This window comes from Streptomyces sp. NPDC001904 (assembly GCF_040297005.1).
Classification (GTDB): domain Bacteria; phylum Actinomycetota; class Actinomycetes; order Streptomycetales; family Streptomycetaceae; genus Streptomyces.
Map to the genome: position 1 here is coordinate 1 of NZ_JBEOYI010000027.1, position 19072 is coordinate 19072.

Consider the following 19072-nt stretch of genomic DNA (forward strand, 5'->3'; position numbering starts at 1 on the left):
CGTCGTGGCTGGTCGCGCAGTTCCCCGCGCCCCTGAAAGGCCTGCGGCCTTCAGGGGAGGCTGCGCGCAGCGCATGCCTCAGGGGCGCGGGGAACTGCGCGAGAAGCCCCCACCGGGCCGCAGCCGGGGACGAAAGCGTCCGGCGGCCGGAGACTTCCCGGCTGCCGGACGGCAAAGGCACAGGTCAGCGCGCGTACCGCATCAGCGCCCGCACCATGTGACACGTCGTGTCGGACGGCGGATGGATACCGACGAGCTCGGCCGTGGCACGGATCCTTCGGTTGTGGGCCTGCTGAGGAAGGTAGACGCCGGAGTCGAGCAGAGCGATCGCCAGCCGCATGGCCTTGAGGCGACGGTTGTGCGTGATGTACCAGTCGCGGGGCTGCCCCGCGGGCAGCGCCTTCTTCGCCACTGGTGTGTACGGAAGATCGATCAGCATGGGTGCGGCAGCGGGCACGGGCATCCTCCTGTCGCGCATTCTCAAGAGCCCCCGAAGCTCTCGAACACTGCTTCTATTCTACTGCTCACCACTGACAAAAGCCGCTGGCCAAGCCCCAGTTGACGGTGTCTCTCGCGTACCGTTGGCCCCATGGAAATCTGGCTCAACCCGGCCTGCTCGAAGTGCCGCAGCGCGCTCTCCCTGCTCGACGCGGAGGGCGCCGACTACACCGTCCGCCGGTACCTGGAGGAGGTCCCGACCCCGGACGAGATCCGTGCCGTGCTCGGCCGGCTCGGGCTCGAACCGTGGGACATCACCCGCACCCAGGAGGCCGCCGCGAAGGAGCTCGGCCTCAAGGAGTGGGCGCGCGACGCGTCCGCCCGGGACCGCTGGATCGAGGCCCTCGCCGCGCACCCGAAGCTGATCCAGCGCCCGATCATCACCGCCGACGACGGCACCGCGGTGGTGGCCCGCAGCGAGGAGGCGGTACGGGACGCGCTGGCCCGGCGCGGCTAGGACAGGAGCGGAGCCTTCGCATACGAGTTCACGGGCCACCCCCCGCCCCGCGCGGCCCCGGTAACACGGGGTTCACAGACGGGCAACCGACGGGAAATCGCCCGTTGACATGCTTCCGGCCAGAAAGAGACCCGCTCCTAGAGGATGTGGCCCCGTGACGTTCAAGGCTGAGTACATCTGGATCGACGGCACCGAGCCGACGGCCAAGCTTCGTTCGAAGACGAAGATAATCGCCGGCTCGCCGGACGGCCTGGACGCGCTGCCGATCTGGGGCTTCGACGGGTCGTCCACGAACCAGGCCGAGGGCCACGCCTCGGACCGCGTCCTCAAGCCCGTCGCCGTGTACCCGGACCCGATCCGCGGCGGCGACGACGTACTCGTCATGTGCGAGGTCCTCAACATCGACATGACCCCGCACGAGTCGAACACCCGGGCCGCGCTCGCCGAGGTCGAGGCCGAGTTCGGCGCGCAGGAGCCGATCTTCGGCATCGAGCAGGAGTACACCTTCTTCGAGGGCGACCGCCCCCTCGGCTTCCCGGTCGGCGGCTTCCCCGCCGCGCAGGGCGGCTACTACTGCGGCGTCGGCACCGACGAGATCCACGGCCGTGACGTCGTCGAGGCCCACCTCGACAACTGCCTGAAGGCCGGTCTCGGCATCTCCGGCATCAACGCCGAGGTCATGCCCGGCCAGTGGGAGTTCCAGGTCGGTCCGCTCGCCCCGCTGGAGGTCTCCGACCAGCTGTGGGTGGCCCGCTGGCTGCTCTACCGCACCGCCGAGGACTTCAAGATCTCCGCGACCCTCGACCCGAAGCCGGTCAAGGGCGACTGGAACGGCGCGGGCGCGCACACCAACTTCTCGACGAAGGCGATGCGCGAGGGTTACGACGCGATCATCACCGCGTGCGAGTCGCTGGGCGAGGGTTCCAAGCCGCTCGACCACGTCAAGCACTACGGCGCCGGCATCGACGACCGCCTCACCGGCCTGCACGAGACCGCCCCGTGGAACGAGTACTCGTACGGCGTCTCGAACCGCGGCGCCTCGGTCCGCATCCCGTGGCAGGTCGAGAAGGACGGCAAGGGCTACATCGAGGACCGCCGCCCGAACGCCAACGTCGACCCGTACGTCGTCACCCGGCTCCTCGTCGACACCTGCTGCTCCGCGCTGGAGAAGGCCGGCCAGGTCTGAGAGACGGCTGAGTTTCGGCCATGAAGCGCTTGAGGGCGTCCGCATCTTGTGCGGGCGCCCTCTCTTTCGCGTACTCCATCTGCTTCAATACGGGTATGGCCAGCTTCCAGAACATCACCGCGCAAGGTCGTCGTCACGACCTTGAGCCGTTCTGGCCTTCCCGGCAGCACCACGACTTCGACCGGGTGTGTTGCCGCGCGTGAACGCGCAGGCCCTCTAAAGCCGCCGCTCGCACCGCGAGCAGGACGGCCTTCGGTCCGCGTGCATGACGTACGTCCTTTCCCAGACGGCTTCTCGCGCGAAGGTTGACCACTCATGTCTCACGCCCGCTCCCTCTCCGTCGCTCCCTCCCCCGCCCGTACCCGGCTGCGCGCTGTCGGCAGTGACGAGGTGGACCGCCTCGTAGACGTCTCCGAGTTCCTGCCGCCGGGCGCCACCCTGCTGCCCGCGCCGCCGCACACCCTGCCGACCCTGCCGGGCAACCCGCCGATGATCGGCTACCTGGTCCTCGTACCGGCCGACCAGCAGCCGCTGCTGCCGCCCCGGCCCGCCGCCGCGGAGCCGGCCGTCCGGTCGGACGGCGACGGCCTGATCGGCATCGACGGCGCGGAGCGCACCGCCAGTGTCGACGGACGCCAACTCGACCTGACCTACCTGGAGTTCGAACTCCTCGCGCACCTCGTCGCGCATCCGCACCGGGTGCACTCCCGCGACCAGCTGGTCACCACGGTGTGGGGCTACGGGCACGTCGGCGACGGCCGCACCGTGGACGTGCACGTCGCCCGGCTGCGCCGCAAGCTGGGCGCGGAGCACCGCAAGGTGATCCAGACGGTGCGCCGGGTCGGCTACAAGTACGCGCCGCCCGCGGGCCGCTGAGCCCTCACCCGCTCCGGGGGTGGTGCTGGGTACACCCCCGGGGACGGGTGCCCGCGCCACTGCCCCGGGCCGCCCGCGGCGGCCACACTGTGAGGACAGCGTGACACGGGCAGCGGAGCGGGACGGGGTGCGGGATGGGTGCGCGGGTACGGGGTGCCGTCGGGGCAGGGGTGCGGGGGCTGGTGCTCTCCGCGGTCGGGCTCGCCGGATCGATCACGCTGTTCGTGCTGTCCGTCGTCTCGATCGCCCTCGTACCGGTGGGGGCCGGGGCCCTGACCACACCCTGGGTCCTCACCCTCGTCCGGCACTGGGCGAACTGGCGGCGAGTGGTCGCCGCCGAGTGGTGCGGGGTCCGGATACCGGCGGCGTACCGGCCGTTCCCCGGCCATCTGCGCGGCGGGATCGTCGGGCAGCTGGAGCGGTGCCGGCTGCTGCTCGGCGATCCGGCGACCTGGCGGGATCTGCGGTGGCTGCTCGTCGACATGACGGCCGGATTCGTGACGGCGCTGCTGCCCGCGGCGCTGGTCCTCTATCCGCTCGAGGGATACGCGCTCGCGGCCGGCCTGTGGCGGGTCTTCACCGACGGCTCCCGTGTCGGCTGGTGGTACGGGTTCGTGCCGATCAGCGGTGAGGGGTCCGCGCTGCTGGCGGCCCTGCTGGCGACGGCGCTCCTCGCCACCGGGCTCCGCACCGCCCCCGCCCTGCTGCGGGTGCACTTCCTCCTGACGCGGTCCGTGCTGGCCCCGGCCGACGGCGAACTGGCCGCGCGCGTCGCGGTGTTGACCGAGACGCGGCGCGACGCCGTGGACACCTCGGCGGCCGAACTGCGCCGCATCGAGCGCGATCTGCACGACGGGGCGCAGGCCCGGCTCGTCGCCATGGGCATGGACCTGAGCACCGTCGAGGCGCTGATCGAGAAGGATCCGGCCAGGGCGAAGGCGCTGCTCGCGCAGGCCCGGCAGTCGTCCGCCGACGCGCTCACCGAACTGCGCGACCTGGTGCGCGGCATCCATCCGCCGGTGCTAGCCGAGCGCGGACTGGGCGATGCCGTAAGGGCGTTGGCGCTGCGGCTGCCCGTCGCGACGGAGGTGGAGGTCGGCCTGTCCGGCCGGGCCGAGGCCCCTGTGGAGTCGGCCGCGTACTTCGCGACCAGCGAGGCGCTGACGAACGCGGTGAAACACGCGGGCGCGGACCGGATATGGGTCGACATCAGCCACACCGACGGCCACCTGCGCGTCGCCGTCACCGACAACGGCCAGGGCGGCGCCGTGCTCCGGGACGGCGGCGGGCTCGGCGGGGTGGAGCGCCGGCTCGCTACATTCGACGGTGTCCTCGCCGTCAGCTCCCCCGCGGGCGGTCCGACCATGGTGACCATGGAGATCCCTTGCGTGTTGTCCTAGCCGAAGACCTGTTCCTCCTGCGGGACGGTCTCGTGCGGATGCTCGAGGCGTACGACTTCGAGATCGCGGCCGCCGTGGAGAGCGGGCCCGAACTCACCAAGGCGCTGGCGGAGTTGGCGCCGGACGTCGCCGTCGTCGATGTCCGGCTGCCGCCCTCGCACACCGACGAGGGATTGCAGTGCGCGCTCGCCGCTCGGCGGGCGCGGCCCGGGCTTCCGGTGCTCGTGCTGTCCCAGCACGTGGAGCAGCTGTACGCGCGCGAGCTGCTGGCGGACGGGACCGGCGGGGTCGGATACCTGCTGAAGGACCGGGTGTTCGACGCGGAGCAGTTCGTCGACGCGGTGCGGCGGGTGGCCGCGGGCGGTACGGCGATGGATCCGCAGGTCATCCAGCAGCTGCTCGCGCGGCGGGCGGTCCAGGAGCCGCTGGGCGGGCTCACCCCGCGCGAGCTGGAGGTCCTGGAGCTGATGGCCCAGGGCCGGTCGAACGCGGCGATCGCGGCCCAACTGGTCGTCACCGAGCGGGCGATCGCGAAGCACACCTCCAACATCTTCGCGAAGCTGGACCTGGCGGTCTCGGACGACGACAACCGCCGGGTCCTGGCAGTCCTGGCCTACTTGGACCGCACCCCGTAAGGATGCGGGCCCCTGTCCGCCCCGCCAGGGGCGCGGGGAACTGCGCGACCAGCCCCCACCGGGCCCGCACCCGCGAACGGCGCCGCACGGCGGACTGCCCAAGGCGGGGAAGGCAAAATCCCGGACCCCTTTGAACACGCGGGCCCGCCCTTGCGTACGTAGTCCCATGGGACGCACCTCACGGAAAAGGCGCTCATCGCTGGCGACGCGCATGACCATCGCGTCGGCCGCACTGCTCCTGGGCGGAGGTGGGCTGGTCGCGGTGAACGTGTACGCGCAGGCTCACGAAGAGAACTCCGCGGACACCGGGCAGCAGAGCGGCAGCGGCGTCGTAGCGAAGACCACCACCATCGACTGTCCGGACGTCGGCACCGCGCTGCCCGACGTGCCGGACGGCGCCCGCGGCCGGGTGGACGGCGAACTGGCCGCCATGGACACCCAGATCACCCGGGCCTACCAGCGCCTCGCGCAGAACCGGGCCGCCGCCGCCCAGGACCCCGGCTGGGTCGAGAACAGCGTCCTGGGCCCGCTGAAGGCCAAGCGCGGCGCCGCCCTCGACCGGATCGGACAGGAGATCCGGCGCTCGGGCGGCAGCGCGCCGCAGGGGCTCGGCGGGATGGCGCAGTGCACCCAGCGCGCCACGGACGACAACGGCGGCGACTCCCCGGCCCCGTCCACCGCCCCGTCCGCCGATCAGACCGCCGGTCAGGCCGGCGCTGCCTCGGCCCCCGCCCCGTCGGCGCCCGCCGCCTCGGCGCCCCCGCAGCAGGGCGGGACCGCGGGCGGCCCGGTGGCGGCGGACTTCCAGGACATCACCAAGGTCCGGCCGAACGTCCAGCAGGCCAGGAACGGCCGCTCCGCGTCGACCGGCACCTTCACCACCGCCTGCGGCACCAACGCCAACAAGCTGCGCAACAGCGACAACGTGATCGTCGCCCCCGGCGTCACCAACGGCGCGCACCACATGCACGACTACGTCGGCAACCAGAGCAACAACGCCTTCGCGAGCAACGACACCTTCGCGGGCGCCGCCACCAGCTGCCGCAACCAGGGCGACAAGTCGACGTACTACTGGCCGGTGCTGCGCGTGCAGGACGGCACGCAGGAGGCCGACGCGAACCAGGACGGCGGCGGCAAGGAGGGCAACGTCGGCAAGATCCTCCAGGCGCGGACGGCGAGCATCAAGTTCGTCGGCAGCCCGCGCGGCAAGGTCGTCGCGATGCCGAAGTTCCTGCGCATCATCACCGGTGACGCCAAGGCGTTCACCAACGGCACCGCGAACGCCAACGCGCACTGGAGCTGCACCGGCTTCGAGAACCGGCAGCTGACGGACAAGTACCCGATCTGCCCCCGCGGCAGCCAGGTGGTGCGCAGCTTCAAGTTCCAGAGCTGCTGGGACGGCCAGAACACCGACAGCGCCAACCACCGCACGCACGTGGCGTTCGCCGACGCCCAGGGCAACTGCCAGGCCGGCTTCAAGGCGATCCCGCAGCTGACCATGCGGCTGGTCTACGACGTGCAGGCGCCGAAGATCGCGAACGGTCAGGTGAAGAACCCGTACGCGGTCGACGGCTTCCCCGAGCAGCTGCACAAGCCGATCACCGACCACGACGACTTCATCAACGTCTTCTCCGACCAGCTGATGCAGCGGGCGACGAACTGCATCAACCGGGGCGACCGGTGTAACTGACCGGCCGCCCCTCCCGGCCGCTGCGCGGCCGGTTCAGTGGTGACCCGTGTGCCCGGAGCCGGGCTACTCCTCGTGACCCCCACCACCGCTACTCCCCGAGTGGTGCGAGGAGACCCGCTCCACGGTCCCGCCGAGCCGGCCGCGCAGCTTCGTCACGACCGCGTCCGGGCCGACCACGATCCACTTACGGCCCACGAGATAGTCGCCGCCGTAGTCGTCGGCGACGTCCAGCCACTCGGCCTGGCCGCGGTCGGTGGCGAAGGTGGCGAGAACGTAGCGTCCGGTGCCGGTGCCGCAGGTCGCCTGGCGCAGTTCGGCGGCGTCGGTCTGGACCTCGGGGTCGCAGCCTGCCCGACGGGCGATCTGCTCCAGCGTCCCGGTGGCCGTTCGGGGGATCTTCGGTGCGTCGTCGTGGGCCGCGCCCGACGTGCATCCGGCCGCGGCCGCGGCCAGTACGACCCCTGCCACCAGCAGCTTCCTCATCGCGCTCTCCTGTCCGGTACGTGTCCGGCGGTCGTTGTGTTCCCGCCAGCTCCGCGCGCACCGTTGAGCACGGACCTGCACCCGGTTAGCGTGCGCCGCACCATCCGTGACGCACAGGGGGTAGCAGGTATGTCCGCGCCAACGCGACGCACGGTCATCGGCACGGCAGGTGCCATCGGTCTCGGCTCGGCCCTCGGAATGGGTCCTGGCGCACCGGCCGCACATGCCGCTCAGGCCCTTGATACGTCGGCGGCGCGCGCCGCGCTCAAACGGCAACTGCCCCGTCATGCGGACCAGTTCCGGCTCACCCTGGTCGCGGCGCGAGGCGGCGTGGACCGTTTCCGGGTCTCCGGGACACGGGGCCGCATCGAGGTGTACGGGACGACCCCGGCGGTGCTGCTCGCCGGTGTCCACTGGTACCTGAAGTACACGTGCGGGGCGCAGATCGCGTGGAACGGCAGCCAGCTGGACCTGCCCGCGCGGCTGCCGGCGCCGTCCCAGCCGCTGGAGAGATCGACGTCGCTGCCCCACCGCTTCGCGCTGAACGACACCAACGACGGCTACACGGCGCCGTTCGCCGGCTGGCCGTACTGGGAGCGCGAGCTGGACGTCCTGGCGCTGCACGGCTGCAACGAGGTGCTGGTCGTCGCCGGCATGGAGGCCGTCTACCACCGTGTCCTGAAGGACTTCGGCTACAGCGACGAGGAATCGCGGGCGTGGCTGCCGGCCCCGTCCCACCAGCCGTGGTGGCTGCTGCAGAACCTGTACGGGTACGGCGGCCCGCTCTCGGCCGAACTGATCGCCGAGCGGGCCGCGCTGGGCCGCAGGATCGTCGACCGGCTGCGCGAGCTCGGCATGCGGCCGGTCATGCCCGGCTACTACGGGCACGTGCCGAAGGGGTTCGTGGAGCGCAACGGCGGGGACGCGCACGTCGTGCCGCAGGGCGTCTGGCACGGCTTCCAGCGGCCGGACTGGCTGGACCCGCGCACCGAGTCGTTCGCGAAGGTCGCGGCGTCCTTCTACGGGCACCAGCGGGACCTGTTCGGCGACATCGACGCGTTCAAGATGGACCTGCTGCACGAGGGCGGCACCGCGGGCGACGTGCCGGTGCCGGACGCGGCACGCGGGGTGGAGACGGCGCTGCGCGCGCACCGGCCGGACGCGACCTGGGTGATCCTCGGCTGGGAGGCGAACCCGCTGCCCGAGCTGATCGCCGCCGTCGACAAGGAGCGGATGCTGATCGTCGACGGTGTCTCGGACCGGTACACGTCGGTCACCGACCGGGAGAAGGACTGGGCGGGCACCCCGTACGCGTTCGGCACCATCCCGAACTTCGGTGGCCGCACCACGATCGGGGCCCGCGCGCACATCTGGCAGGAGAAGTTCTTCGCGTGGCGCGACAAGCCGGGCAGCGCGCTCGCGGGCACGGCGTTCATGCCGGAGGGCACGGACCGTGATCCGGCCGCCTTCGAGCTGTGGTCCGAGCTGGCGTGGACGGACGGCGGCCTGGACCGGGCACGGTGGTTCGCCGGGTACGCCGACTTCCGGTACGGCGGCCGGGACAGGGCCGCCCGCGCCGCCTGGCAGGCGCTGCACGAGACGGCGTACCAGCACAAGGCGGTGGAGCGCTCCGACCCGCACGACTCGCTGTTCGCCGCCCGCCCCGACCTGTCCGCCGACCGCGCCGCCTACTACGCGCCGCGCGCCCTGGCCTACGACCCGGCCCGGTTCGACGCCGCGCTCACCGGGCTGCTGGGCGTGGCGGCCGGGCTGCGGGGCAGCTCCGCCTACAAGTACGACCTCGTGGACGTCACCCGGCAGGCCCTCGCGCACCGCAGCCGCCAGCTCCTGCCCCAGCTGAAGGCGGCGTACGCGGCGAAGGACCAGGCGACGTTCAAGGCGCTCGCCACGCTGTGGCTGAAGCTGATGCGGCTGTCGGACGACGTGACGGGCACCCATCCGGCGTTCCTGCTCGGCCCGTGGATCCAGGACGCCCGCGACCTGGCGACGAGCGCCGCGGAGCGCGCCGAGTTCGAGCGCTGCGCCAAGGTGCTCATCACCGTGTGGGGCGACCGGGCCACCTCCGACCCCGGCAATCTGCACGAGTACGGCAACCGCGAATGGCACGGCCTGATGGCCGACTTCTATCTGCCGCGCTGGCAGAAGTGGCTCGACGAACTCCAGGACGCGCTGGCGGCGGGGCGCGCGCCGGCGGCCGTGGACTGGTTCGCGTTCGAGGAGCCGTGGACGCGGGAGACGAAGGACTACCGGCTGCGCCCGTACGGCGACGCGTACCGCACGGCCGCCCGGGTCCGTGACGTGCTGGCGGCCGCCCCCTACCAGGGGTCCGTGACGGTCACGGCGGAGCCGCCCGCGTTCCCGCCGAACGGGCACGCGCGGGTGGCCGCCACCTTCCACAACGTCAACGGGCTGCGCGCCACGGGCCGCGTCGACTTCACCCTGAAGGGCCTCGACGCCGAGCCGGAGGGCGCCACCCACCTCAGGAGCGTCGCCCCGGCGGGCACGGGCACGGTGGCCTGGCGGGCGAGCGCGCCCGCCACCCCGCTCGACAAGCCGCTGCGCCCGCTGCCGTACGAGATCGACGTCGCCTACGGGCCCGCGGGCGCGGAGCGGATCACCGCCGTGCACCGGGGCACCCTGTTCGAGGCGGGCCCGCTGGACGGGGGCTGGAAGACGTACACCAACAACGGGGCGTTCTCCGGGCAGTTGGGGGACGCGTTCGCGATCGACGGCGGCGGCGCCGACCTGTGGAAGGGCACGACGGAGTTCGGGACGGTGTACCGGCCGGACGCCTTCACGGACGGCACGTCGGTGGTGCTCCGCGTCGACAGCCAGGACGTGACCGGCGCCTGGGCGCGGGCCGGCATCATCGTGCGCAACGCGCTGGCCACGCCCGGCTCCGCGGGCTTCGTCAATCTGTCGGTCACCCCGGCGAACGGGGTCGTGCTCTCCTACGACACGAACGGTGACGGCACGCTGGACACGTACAAACGGATCACGGGCATCAAGGCCCCGGTGCTGCTGCGGCTGACCCGCTCCGGGGGTTCCGTCACCGGCGCGTGCTCGACCGACGGCGGCGCGACCTGGCGGACCGTGGCCACGGCGGCCCTGACGGGGGCGGCGGCGACGCAGGACGTGGGCCTGTTCATGAGCGCGACGAACGGCGGGAACGGGGCGCGCGGCACGGTGGAGTTCAGCGGCTGGCAGCTGACGTAGCGGCCGGCCGCCGTGCGCGGCGGCGGTGACGGGGGCGGGACGCTGTGACCATCCCATGATTCGCTCGTTCAGCTGAGCGTGCAGTCAAAGGTGCAGCAATCCGAGCCCTCGTCCCCCGCCGCACCCGCCCCGGCCGACGTGATCGACGTCGAGCAGGCGGAGGCCGCCCTGGTCGAGCACTATCCGCGCCTGGTCCGGCTCGCCTATCTGGTGCTGCCGCCCGGCCTGGGGCGCAACCGCCGGGTGCTCACCGCCCACTCCGTCGCGCAGCGGGCGCTGCCCCGCGGCCGGACGGAGTCCACGCCGACGGCCGGCGGCGACCCGGGGTACGGGTACGTACGGCTGCGGGTGCTGCGCAGCGCCCTGGAGGCGGGGCTTCCGCTGCGCCGTGCCGCCTGGCCCAAGCGGGCCCAGCTGCCGCCGCTGCTGCCGCAGGTGTGGGGGCTGCGGCTCTTCCCGAAGTCCGGCGGCGCCGATGAACTCGCGCTGGACCAGAAGCTCTCCGCGCTCGACGGCCCGGCGCGCGCCGCGTACGTGCTGCGCGGTCTGGAGCGGCTCGACGACACCGCGGTCCGCGCGACGCTGCTGGCCGCGGGCTGCACCCCCGAGGTTGTTGCGACGGCGCTGACCACGGCGGCGACGGTCGAGCCGCAGCCCGCGCTGCTCGCCTCCCCGGAGTTCGACCCGTGTTCCCTGCACGCCCGCCCCACCGATCTGATGCGCCGCCGCCAGCACGCGAAGGCGGCCGTCGCCGGGCTCGCCGCGCTCGTGGTGTGCGGGGCGCTGCTCGGGCTGCCCGGGCGCGACAGCTGGGGTCCCGACGGCGCGGCGGCGCCGCCGTACGCCCGCAATCCGGCGGGGCAGGCCGCGCTGGATCCGGCGAAGCTGACGCGGGTGGCCCCGACGGCCTGGCAGAGTTCCGCGCGCGTGGACTTCTCGGTGTGGCCGGCACGCGGGTCGCTCGCCGACGACACGGGCCTGCTGCGGCGCGCCCTCGCGGTGTGGGCGCGGCCCGGCCCGGCCGTGCAGGTCTCGGCGACGCCCGGCACGGCGGCGGGCGCCCCGCCCGGACCGGCGCAGTTGCTGTACGCGGGCGAGATCGACCAGGCGCGGGTCGTCGTCCTCTACGACGGTCTGCGCGTCGTGCGCTACGCCGAGCCGACGAGCGGGACGAGCGGCGCCGCCCTCGACTTCGCGCGGGTCGACGGGGCGGACGCCGCACAGTCCGGCGCGGTCGTCCTGGACCGCTCCGACGGCAACGTCCGCTATCTGACGGCCCCCTGGGTGACCGGCGCGTCCGTCCACGATCTGCTGAAGCCGGACGCGGCGGCCCAGAAGCTGTCCCGGTCGGCGGACGGTGCCACCGCGCCGTTCGCCAGCCCGGCCCTCTCCCGGTCCTGCACGTCGTGGAACGCGCTGGCGCTGACCGATGCCACCGGCACCCGGCTCACCACCGACCTCGGCGAGCTCGTCCCCGCACACCTCACCACGGGCAGCCCGGACGCGCCGCACGACTCGGTGCCCGCCGACTGGGCGGCGACCGCCTGCTCGCTCGCCGCGGCCCGCTCGCACGGGGTGCGCTCGGTCAACTCCTGGTCGTACGCGCGGCAGGAGCTGCCCGAGGCCAACGGCACCGCGGAGTGGGTGTGCACCCGCGCCGAGACCTGGCAGGGCGGCAGCCCGCGCACCCTCGGCCTGTTCCGCACCCCGGGCGCGACGGCCTCGGTGGTCGCCGCGAAGTCGCAGACCTCGCCCGCGTGCGGCTCCCGCGATCCGCTGGTCCTGGCCGGCGTCCGCTGGAAGTCGCGGGCCGGGGTCTGGTACCTGGTCGCTGCGGGCAGCAAGAAGGTCGACTCCGTGACGGCGGCCGGTTCCACGGTGCCGGGGAACCTGCTGGCGGTGAAGGTGGCGCGGGGGGCGAAGGTGTCGCTGACCGGGCGCACCGCGGGAGGTGCGACGGTGGCGACCCTGAAGTGAGCGACCCTTGCTGACGATCACGTAAAGAAAGTCGCCGCAAAGGGCTGTACCCCTGCCGCTACCCGTCAGTACATTGACGCCATGTCTAATACGCGCGTCACGCTGAAGGCACGCCAGGTGTCCTTCGCCTGGGACAAGACCCCGCTGCACTGGCTCCCGGACGACCCGTTCGCCACGCACACCATCAACGTGCTGCACCTGCTCCTGCCGGCCGGTGAGCGCTGGTTCGTGCACGTGTACAAGCAGGTCCTGCCCCTCATACGGGACGACCGGCTGCGTGAGGACGTCATCGGGTTCATCGGGCAGGAGGCCATGCACTCCCAGGCCCATGACGAGGTGCTGCCGCACCTGCGCGAGCAGGGTCTCGACCCGACGCCGTACACGGCCCAGGTGGACTGGTTCTTCGAGAAGCTGCTCGGCGACCGCACGCTGCCGCCGGGCAGGGCGCGCGAGTGGTGGCTGATGGAGCGGGTCGCGCTGATCGCGGCGATCGAGCACTACACGGCGTTCCTCGGCGACTGGGTGCTGAACGCGGACGAGCTGGACCGGCGCGGCGCCGACCCGACCATGCTCGACCTGCTGCGCTGGCACGGCGCCGAGGAGGTCGAGCACCGCTCGGTGGCTTTCGAGCTGTTCGAGCACCTGGACGGCGGCTACCGGCGCCGGGTGCGCACCTGGGCCACCGCCTTCACGGCGCTGGTCTTCCTGTGGCAGCGCGGCGCGCGGTTCTTCATGGAGAACGATCCGACGCTGTCCGACGGCAAGGCCTCCTTCAAGGCCTTCTACCAGGGCGGCAAGCAGGGCGTGCTGCCGTCGACCGGGGCGATGATGCGGTCCATCCCCCGCTATCTCAGCCGTGGTTACCACCCGGAGCAGGAGGGCGACACCGCGCAGGCCGTCGCCTATCTCGCCGCGTCCCCCGCGGCGACCGCCGCCGAGGCCCGCAGCGCCGCCCGCGCCGGAGCCGCCCGATGAACGCCCGCACCCTGACCAGGGCCGCCGTCGTCGCGGGCGCCGCGCTCGTCGTCCGGCGCGCGCTGCGCCGCCGGGTGCAGGGCTCCCCGCTGTGGCCGATGCCCGCCCTGGAGGAGCCGGTCTCGGGGCGGCCGCGGGCCCGGGCGCTGCGCCTGCTCGTGGCGGGGCACGAGGAGATCGCCGACGGCGTGGTCCAGCTCCGCCTGGAGGGCCGTGAGCTGCCCGCGTGGCGGCCGGGCGCCCACCTCGATCTGGTGCTGCCGTCCGGACTCGTCCGGCAGTACTCGCTGTGCGGCGACCCGGAGGACTCCTCCTCGTACACCGTCGCCACCCGGCTGATCCCGGAGAGCGAGGGCGGGCGCGGCGGATCGCGCGAGGTGCACGAGGGGTTGCCGGCGGGCGCGGAGGTCGAGGTGCGCGGGCCGCGCAACCGCTTCGCGCTGGACGCGGACGCCCCGGCCTACCTGTTCATCGCGGGCGGCATCGGCATCACGCCGATCCTGCCGATGCTCCGCGAGGTGGCGGCGCGCGGCGCCGAGTGGCGGCTGCTGTACGGGGGCCGCGGCCGGTCCTCGATGCCGTTCCTGGAGGACGTCGCGAAGCTGGGCGCCGACCGGGTCACCGCCGTCCCCCAGGACGAGGCGGGCCTGCCCGACCTCGCCGCCGCGCTCGACGCCACCGCACCCGGCACGGCCGTCTACTGCTGCGGGCCCGAGGGGCTGATGGCGGCCGTGGAGGCGGCGCTGCCGGAGGGCCGGACCCTGCACCTGGAGCGGTTCGCGCCCCGCAACACGGCCGACGGGAACGGCGCGTTCGAGGTGGAGCTGCGCCGCAGCGGCAAGGTCGTCGGCGTCCCCGCCGGGTCCACGGTGCTCGCGGCGGTCCGCGCCGAGGTGCCCGCCGTCTCGTACTCCTGCGAGCAGGGCTTCTGCGGGACGTGCCAACAGCGGGTCCTGGAGGGCGAGATCGACCACCGCGACGAGCTGCTCACCGACGCCGAGCGGGACGACTCGATGCTGATCTGCGTGTCGCGGGCACGCGGTGACCGTCTGGTGCTCGACCTGTAGCGACCACGGCGATGACCGGCGTCGACGCTCGGTAGAGTGTTCGGTATGGCTACCGGGGTGCGGCGCAGAATGGGAGTCGAGGAACGGCGACGGCAGTTGATCGGGGTCGCCCTCGAACTGTTCAGCCACCGCTCCCCCGACGAGGTCTCCATCGACGAGATAGCGGCCGCCGCGGGGATCTCGCGGCCGCTCGTCTATCACTACTTCCCGGGCAAACTCAGCCTCTACGAGGCCGCACTGAAGCGGGCCGCGGAGGATCTGGCGGAACGTTTCGAGGAGCCGCCCGAGGGTCCGCTCGGGGCCCGGCTGCTGCGTGTCATGGGCCGGTTCTTCGACTTCGTCGACGAGCACGGTCCCGGCTTCTCGGCGCTGATGCGCGGCGGCCCGGCCGTCGGCTCCTCCGCGACGAACGCGCTGATCGACTCCGTGCGGCAGGCCGCGTACGTCCAGATCCTGGCGCACCTGGGGATCGTGTCCCCGTCGCCGCGGCTCGAACTCGTCGTCCGCTCGTGGATCTCGCTCGCCGAGTCGACGGCCCTGATCTGGCTCGACGGGCGGCGGATTCCCCGCGCGGAGCTGGAGCTTCAGCTGGTGCACGACTTCGCCGCGCTGGCCGCTGTCAGCGCCGCGTACGACTCCGAGATGGCCGCGTTGCTGCGCCGGCTTCTCGCCGGGGAGTCCGTCGACGGGCCGTTCGCCGAGCTGATCGGGCGGTTGTCCTCGCTGGCCGCTGTCTGAGTTCTCAGCCGCGCGCCGACTTGTAGCCGGGCTCCAGGTCCCGTACCTCCACCGAGAAGTGGGCGCCCTCCGGGTTCTTGATGTGGGTCGGGAGCAGGGCGAGGACCGCCTCCGTCAGGGCCTTCTTCACCTCCTCGGTGCGGCCCGACAGCAGGGCGATCTCGATGTGGACGAGGTCCGCCGGTTCGGTGCCGTCGCCGACGACGGTCTCGTCGGCCCGGCGGAACCGGGTCTTGCAGGCCGCCGTGCGCGCGGACACGGTGTCGACGCAGGCCTGGTGCACGGCGCCGGCGAGTGCGGCGCGGTCGATCCGGTCGTCGAGGCCGGCGGAGTGGTCGACGGTGATGTTCGGCATGGGGGCTCCGGGGGTCTGGTGCGGGCGGTGTGCCCCTCACCTTTACGGTGATCGGCATGACGGCACAACTCGCGTTCCGCAGAGCGGACGCCGACGACCTGGACGTTCTCGTGTCGCTCTACGACGACGCGGCCCGCTGGATGGTCGACAGGGGCATCGACCAGTGGAAGCCCGGCGAGAAGGACGCGGACCACTTCCGGCTGCGGATCAAGGAGGGCGAGGTGTGGATCGCGGCCCGCGACGGCGGCGTCGCGGGCGCCTTCGAGCTGTGGTGGGAGGACGAACCGGCGTGGGGCGCGCAGCCGCCGGTGGCCGGGTACGTGCACCGGCTGATGGTGCGGCGCGGCGCCCCGGGCGGCACCGGCGCCGCGCTGCTGGCCCACGCCGAGCGGCGCATCGCCGAGACGGGCCGCTCGCTGTGCCGCCTCGACTGCGTGGCGACCAACGCGCGGCTGCGCGCCTACTACGAGGGCCGGGGCTACGCGGTCGTGGGCGAGCAGCCCTTCAAGGCCGGTGCGGGCGGCAGCAGTTACGGCGTCACGTTGCTGGAGAAACCCCTGGGCTGACGCGCAGGGCGAGGAGGGCGATGTCGTCCGCGCGGTCCTGGCCGAAGCAGGACATCAGGGTGTCGCACAGGGCGTCGGGTCCGGCCGGGGCGACGGCCGCGGCGCCGCGCAGTTGTTCCATGGAGACGGCGAGGTCGGTGCCGCGGGTCTCGATGAGGCCGTCGGTGACCATGAGCAGCCGGTCGCCGGGCGCGAGGGTCAGCTCCGTGGGGGCGGGGCGCGGCAGGCCGAGGCCGAGCAGCGGGCCCGCGGCCGCCGCGTAGTGGGGCGCGCCGTGCGCGGGCAGGACCAGGGGCGGGATGTGTCCCGCGTTCGCCACCTGGACGCGGCCGCTCTCGGGGTCGACGAGGATCAGGCAGAGGGTCGCCGTGGTGTCCGGGTGGTAGTGCTGGAGCATCCGGTCGATGCGGTCCACCAGCGGGCCGGGCCGCGGGTCCTCGATGCTGTAGGCGCGCAGCGCGTGCCGGATCTCGACCATCACGGTGGCGGCGTCGAGGGAGTGCCCGACCACGTCGCCGATACCGGCGATGACCCCGGCGGGAGTGGGCAGCGCGGCGTAGAAGTCGCCGCCGATCTCGGCCTGCTGGGAGGCGGGTTCGTAGCGGAAGGCGACCTGGAGGCCCGGTATCCGGGGCAACTGGGCGGGCAGGAAGCTGCGTTGCAGGGTCAGGGCCACGTGGCGCTCCTGCTCGTACCGGAGGAGGGGTTCGGCGGCGAGCACGGTGGCCCGCGCCAGCTGGGTGACGAGCGGGCCGATCCGCCCGTTCGGGTCGGAGTGGACGGGGGTGACCAGGCACACCGAGAGGCCGTCGCGGCTGCGGGCGAGCACCAGCCGGACGTCGCCCGGCCCGACGTACATCCCGGGCCACAGCGCGCCGGGCAGGACCGCGGAGCGGCTGCTGCCCCGGGCACACAGCACCCGCCGGATCAGGGCGGCGGCCCGCTCCTCGTCGCCCGCGCCGGGCAGCCCGGTGCGCTCGGCGTGCCGGGACAGGCCGGCGTGCACCTCGCTGTCGTCACCGAGGACGAACACGGCGGCCGGCCGGCCGGTCAGCCGGGCCGCCGCGTCGGCCGCGGCGTCGGCCAGCTCGGCGAGACAGCGGGCGCCCTGCACCTCGACGACGGCTTCGGAGAGCAGAGTGAGGCGGGTGAACTGGGCCTGTGCGTCGGTGAGTTCGCGGGCGCCGCGCAGGGCGGCCCGGACCACGGCGCGGATCTCCTCCGGCTCCGCGGGCACCGTCAGATACGCCTCGCCGCCCGCGTCGAGCCCCTGGCAGCGGTCGACCGGGCCCGAGGGGCGGGCGGAGAAGTGGACGACGGGGATCCCGGCCAGCGAAGGCAGCGCCTTGACCCTGCGGCACAGCTCGAAGCCGCTGAGGTCGGGCAGCCCCACGTCGACGAGGGCCAGGTCGGGCAGACAGCCGGCCCGCAGCCGGACGTCGAGTTCGAGCAGGGCCTCCCCGGCGGAGGCGACGGGCACGACGAGGTGTCCGGCGCGGCTGAGCACGGCGCTCAGCGCGAAGCGGTTCGCGGCGGTGTCGTCGACCACCAGGACCGTACTGCTGGTGCTCTCCCCGGTACGGGGATCCAGGGCGGTGGCGCTCACAGGCAACAGCCCCTCGCAGCGGACCGGTGCGGGCTCCGTCGGCCCGCACCACCAAGCTACCGCCGCCCGCAAGGGGCATGTCGGCCGTTCGCGGGCCTTCACCGTTCCGAGTGGTGATGACCGCTTGTCGCCCCCAACCGCCCGTATCCGTACCGCAGTTGTGCGACGAGGGCGTTCGGCGGGCGATACGGCGGGTGACCGGGCCGGCCACTCCCGTGGCCACACGCCCGTCCGGCACCACCGGGCGCCTGCCACCCCTGGAGTGCATGCATGTGCACGTCGGAGCCGCTGGCCAGGGGGTCGACCGCCCTGCCCCCTGGGGTCCGGCCTCGTCCGCAGGGCGTAGCAGGTGCGGGCGTGACCCGACCGAGGGATGATCTGGCAGGGGCCGGAAATCTGGCAGACTCGGTGACTATGGGTGAAACGACCGTGACAACACTGGACGGCCGACCAGGACCCGCCGCCTCGTCCGCAGCGGAGAAATCCCGCGCGACGCAGGGCGCCGGCGGTCTCCTGCGCCGCCTGCGTCTACCGCGGCGTCCCCGGCTCTGGTTCGAGGTCCTGCTGATCGCGGTGAGCTACTGGACGTACTCCCTGATCCGCAACGCGGTGCCGGAGCAGAAGGCAAAGGCGCTGCGGAACGCGGACTGGATCTGGTCCGTCGAGCACCATCTCGGCATCGCCGTGGAGCAGAGCGTCAACCACGCGGTGAACTCGGTGTCGTGGCTAATCGTCGGTATGAACTATTACTACGCGACCTTGCACTTCGTGATCACGCTCGGGGTGCTGGTGTGGCTGTTCCGCCGCCATCCGGGCCGGTACGCGGCGACCCGGCTCGTACTGTTCGCGACGACGGCGGTCGCCCTGGTCGGCTACTACTTCTTCCCGCTGGCCCCGCCGCGCCTGATGACCGGCGGCCACTTCGTCGACACGGTCGCGGTGCACGAGACCTGGGGTTCGATGGCCTCCGGGAACCTGAAGAACATGTCGAACCAGTACGCGGCCATGCCCTCGATGCACATCGGCTGGTCGCTCTGGTGCGGCCTGACGATCTTCGCGCTCGCCTCGGCGCCGTGGGCCAGGATCCTCGGCCTGCTCTACCCCGCGGCGACCCTGACGGTCATCGTGGCGACCGCCAACCACTTCTGGCTGGACGCGGTGGGCGGGATGCTCTGCCTGGCCTTCGGTTTCCTGGTGGCGCGGCTCTGGTACGGGACGCTGCCCTACGCCCTGCCGCGCGCGGTGGCGACGCGGCGGCCGGGGTTCCCGACCAAGGCGTAGGGCGATTTCTCCACAGATCCGATGGAAAGCCTGTTCTGATCTTGG

17 protein-coding genes are annotated in these 19072 nt (G+C 72.8%); 13 read left to right on the forward strand and 4 right to left on the reverse strand.

Features of this window, described 5'->3' with window-relative positions; translation table 11 throughout:
• Positions 1-184 precede the first annotated feature (184 nt).
• Positions 185-463: a hypothetical protein gene (locus ABT127_RS31870; RefSeq protein WP_351457628.1), complete on the reverse strand. Its 279-nt coding sequence runs from the start codon at positions 461-463 to the stop codon at positions 185-187.
• A gap of 126 nt (positions 464-589) precedes the next feature.
• Between ABT127_RS31870 and ABT127_RS31875 the strand changes: the two genes are divergently transcribed.
• The 6 genes from ABT127_RS31875 (at position 590) to ABT127_RS31900 (ending at position 6742) form a co-directional block, all read left to right on the forward strand.
• Positions 590-955, forward strand: coding sequence for an arsenate reductase family protein (locus ABT127_RS31875; protein WP_351457631.1), 366 nt, complete (start codon positions 590-592; stop codon positions 953-955).
• Between the two features lie 154 nt (positions 956-1109).
• The gene (gene glnII / locus ABT127_RS31880) at positions 1110-2141 is read left to right on the forward strand and encodes a glutamine synthetase (protein ID WP_351457634.1); all 1032 of its coding nucleotides are present in this window, start codon (positions 1110-1112) and stop codon (positions 2139-2141) included.
• Positions 2142-2456: 315 nt separating this feature from the next.
• Positions 2457-3017: a winged helix-turn-helix domain-containing protein gene (locus tag ABT127_RS31885; protein ID WP_351457637.1), complete on the forward strand. Its 561-nt coding sequence runs from the start codon at positions 2457-2459 to the stop codon at positions 3015-3017.
• Between the two features lie 134 nt (positions 3018-3151).
• Complete coding sequence (locus ABT127_RS31890) at positions 3152-4417, forward strand: sensor histidine kinase (RefSeq protein ID WP_351457639.1); 1266 nt, start codon at positions 3152-3154, stop codon at positions 4415-4417.
• Positions 4402-5052: a response regulator transcription factor gene (locus ABT127_RS31895; protein ID WP_351457641.1), complete on the forward strand. Its 651-nt coding sequence runs from the start codon at positions 4402-4404 to the stop codon at positions 5050-5052. Before ABT127_RS31890 ends, ABT127_RS31895 begins: the two co-directional genes overlap by 16 nt.
• A gap of 166 nt (positions 5053-5218) precedes the next feature.
• Entirely contained in the window at positions 5219-6742 is a 1524-nt protein-coding gene (locus ABT127_RS31900) for a DUF1996 domain-containing protein (protein ID WP_351457644.1), read from the forward strand.
• A 63-nt stretch (positions 6743-6805) separates the two neighbouring features.
• Here the strand turns inward: ABT127_RS31900 and ABT127_RS31905 are convergent, their stop codons facing one another.
• On the reverse strand, positions 6806-7225 hold the full coding sequence (locus ABT127_RS31905) for a hypothetical protein (RefSeq protein WP_351457647.1): 420 nt from the start codon (positions 7223-7225) through the stop codon (positions 6806-6808).
• A gap of 129 nt (positions 7226-7354) precedes the next feature.
• On the opposite strand from ABT127_RS31905, the gene ABT127_RS31910 reads away from it, so the two are divergent.
• From ABT127_RS31910 to ABT127_RS31930, 5 genes are all read left to right on the forward strand, one after another.
• Positions 7355-10462 carry an alpha-N-acetylglucosaminidase gene (locus ABT127_RS31910; protein ID WP_351457650.1) on the forward strand — a complete coding sequence of 1036 codons (3108 nt, stop codon included), beginning with the start codon at positions 7355-7357 and terminating at the stop codon, positions 10460-10462.
• Between the two features lie 90 nt (positions 10463-10552).
• Positions 10553-12439: a hypothetical protein gene (locus tag ABT127_RS31915; RefSeq protein ID WP_351457652.1), complete on the forward strand. Its 1887-nt coding sequence runs from the start codon at positions 10553-10555 to the stop codon at positions 12437-12439.
• An 81-nt stretch (positions 12440-12520) separates the two neighbouring features.
• Positions 12521-13414: a metal-dependent hydrolase gene (locus tag ABT127_RS31920; protein WP_351457655.1), complete on the forward strand. Its 894-nt coding sequence runs from the start codon at positions 12521-12523 to the stop codon at positions 13412-13414.
• The gene (locus ABT127_RS31925; protein ID WP_351457657.1) at positions 13411-14481 is read left to right on the forward strand and encodes a PDR/VanB family oxidoreductase; all 1071 of its coding nucleotides are present in this window, start codon (positions 13411-13413) and stop codon (positions 14479-14481) included. The genes ABT127_RS31920 and ABT127_RS31925 overlap by 4 nt, the downstream gene beginning before the upstream one ends.
• A 45-nt stretch (positions 14482-14526) precedes the next feature.
• Positions 14527-15219, forward strand: a complete 693-nt coding sequence (locus ABT127_RS31930) for a TetR/AcrR family transcriptional regulator (RefSeq protein ID WP_351457660.1) — start codon at positions 14527-14529, stop codon at positions 15217-15219.
• 4 nt (positions 15220-15223) lie between these two features.
• Here ABT127_RS31930 and ABT127_RS31935 read toward each other — a convergent pair whose 3' ends face one another.
• Positions 15224-15574, reverse strand: coding sequence for a 5-carboxymethyl-2-hydroxymuconate Delta-isomerase (locus ABT127_RS31935; RefSeq protein WP_351457662.1), 351 nt, complete (start codon positions 15572-15574; stop codon positions 15224-15226).
• Between the two features lie 56 nt (positions 15575-15630).
• On the opposite strand from ABT127_RS31935, the gene ABT127_RS31940 reads away from it, so the two are divergent.
• Positions 15631-16140 (forward strand): GNAT family N-acetyltransferase, encoded by a 510-nt coding sequence (locus ABT127_RS31940; protein WP_351457665.1) that lies wholly within the window; start codon positions 15631-15633, stop codon positions 16138-16140.
• Here the strand turns inward: ABT127_RS31940 and ABT127_RS31945 are convergent.
• Positions 16112-17746, reverse strand: a complete 1635-nt coding sequence (locus tag ABT127_RS31945) for a SpoIIE family protein phosphatase (RefSeq protein ID WP_351457668.1) — start codon at positions 17744-17746, stop codon at positions 16112-16114. The two genes, ABT127_RS31940 and ABT127_RS31945, sit on opposite strands and share 29 nt — an antisense overlap.
• Positions 17747-18160: 414 nt before the next feature.
• Here ABT127_RS31945 and ABT127_RS31950 point away from each other — a divergent pair, with 414 nt between their 5' ends.
• Positions 18161-19027 (forward strand): phosphatase PAP2 family protein, encoded by an 867-nt coding sequence (locus ABT127_RS31950; RefSeq protein WP_351457671.1) that lies wholly within the window; start codon positions 18161-18163, stop codon positions 19025-19027.
• Positions 19028-19072: the final 45 nt, after the last annotated feature.

Bases quoted from the DNA above. Each gene is read 5' to 3' on its own strand.
- ABT127_RS31885 (WP_351457637.1), top strand. From the start codon at position 2,457: ATGTCTCACGCCCGCTCCCTCTCCGTCGCTCCCTCCCCCGCCCGTACC.
- ABT127_RS31950 (WP_351457671.1), top strand. From the start codon at position 18,161: ATGGGTGAAACGACCGTGACAACACTGGACGGCCGACCAGGACCCGCC.
- ABT127_RS31935 (WP_351457662.1), bottom strand. From the start codon at position 15,574: ATGCCGAACATCACCGTCGACCACTCCGCCGGCCTCGACGACCGGATC.
- ABT127_RS31920 (WP_351457655.1), top strand. From the start codon at position 12,521: ATGTCTAATACGCGCGTCACGCTGAAGGCACGCCAGGTGTCCTTCGCC.
- ABT127_RS31910 (WP_351457650.1), top strand. From the start codon at position 7,355: ATGTCCGCGCCAACGCGACGCACGGTCATCGGCACGGCAGGTGCCATC.
- ABT127_RS31940 (WP_351457665.1), top strand. From the start codon at position 15,631: ATGACGGCACAACTCGCGTTCCGCAGAGCGGACGCCGACGACCTGGAC.
- ABT127_RS31925 (WP_351457657.1), top strand. From the start codon at position 13,411: ATGAACGCCCGCACCCTGACCAGGGCCGCCGTCGTCGCGGGCGCCGCG.
- ABT127_RS31905 (WP_351457647.1), bottom strand. From the start codon at position 7,225: ATGAGGAAGCTGCTGGTGGCAGGGGTCGTACTGGCCGCGGCCGCGGCC.
- ABT127_RS31930 (WP_351457660.1), top strand. From the start codon at position 14,527: ATGGCTACCGGGGTGCGGCGCAGAATGGGAGTCGAGGAACGGCGACGG.
- ABT127_RS31890 (WP_351457639.1), top strand. From the start codon at position 3,152: ATGGGTGCGCGGGTACGGGGTGCCGTCGGGGCAGGGGTGCGGGGGCTG.
- ABT127_RS31875 (WP_351457631.1), top strand. From the start codon at position 590: ATGGAAATCTGGCTCAACCCGGCCTGCTCGAAGTGCCGCAGCGCGCTC.
- ABT127_RS31900 (WP_351457644.1), top strand. From the start codon at position 5,219: ATGGGACGCACCTCACGGAAAAGGCGCTCATCGCTGGCGACGCGCATG.
- ABT127_RS31870 (WP_351457628.1), bottom strand. From the start codon at position 463: ATGCCCGTGCCCGCTGCCGCACCCATGCTGATCGATCTTCCGTACACA.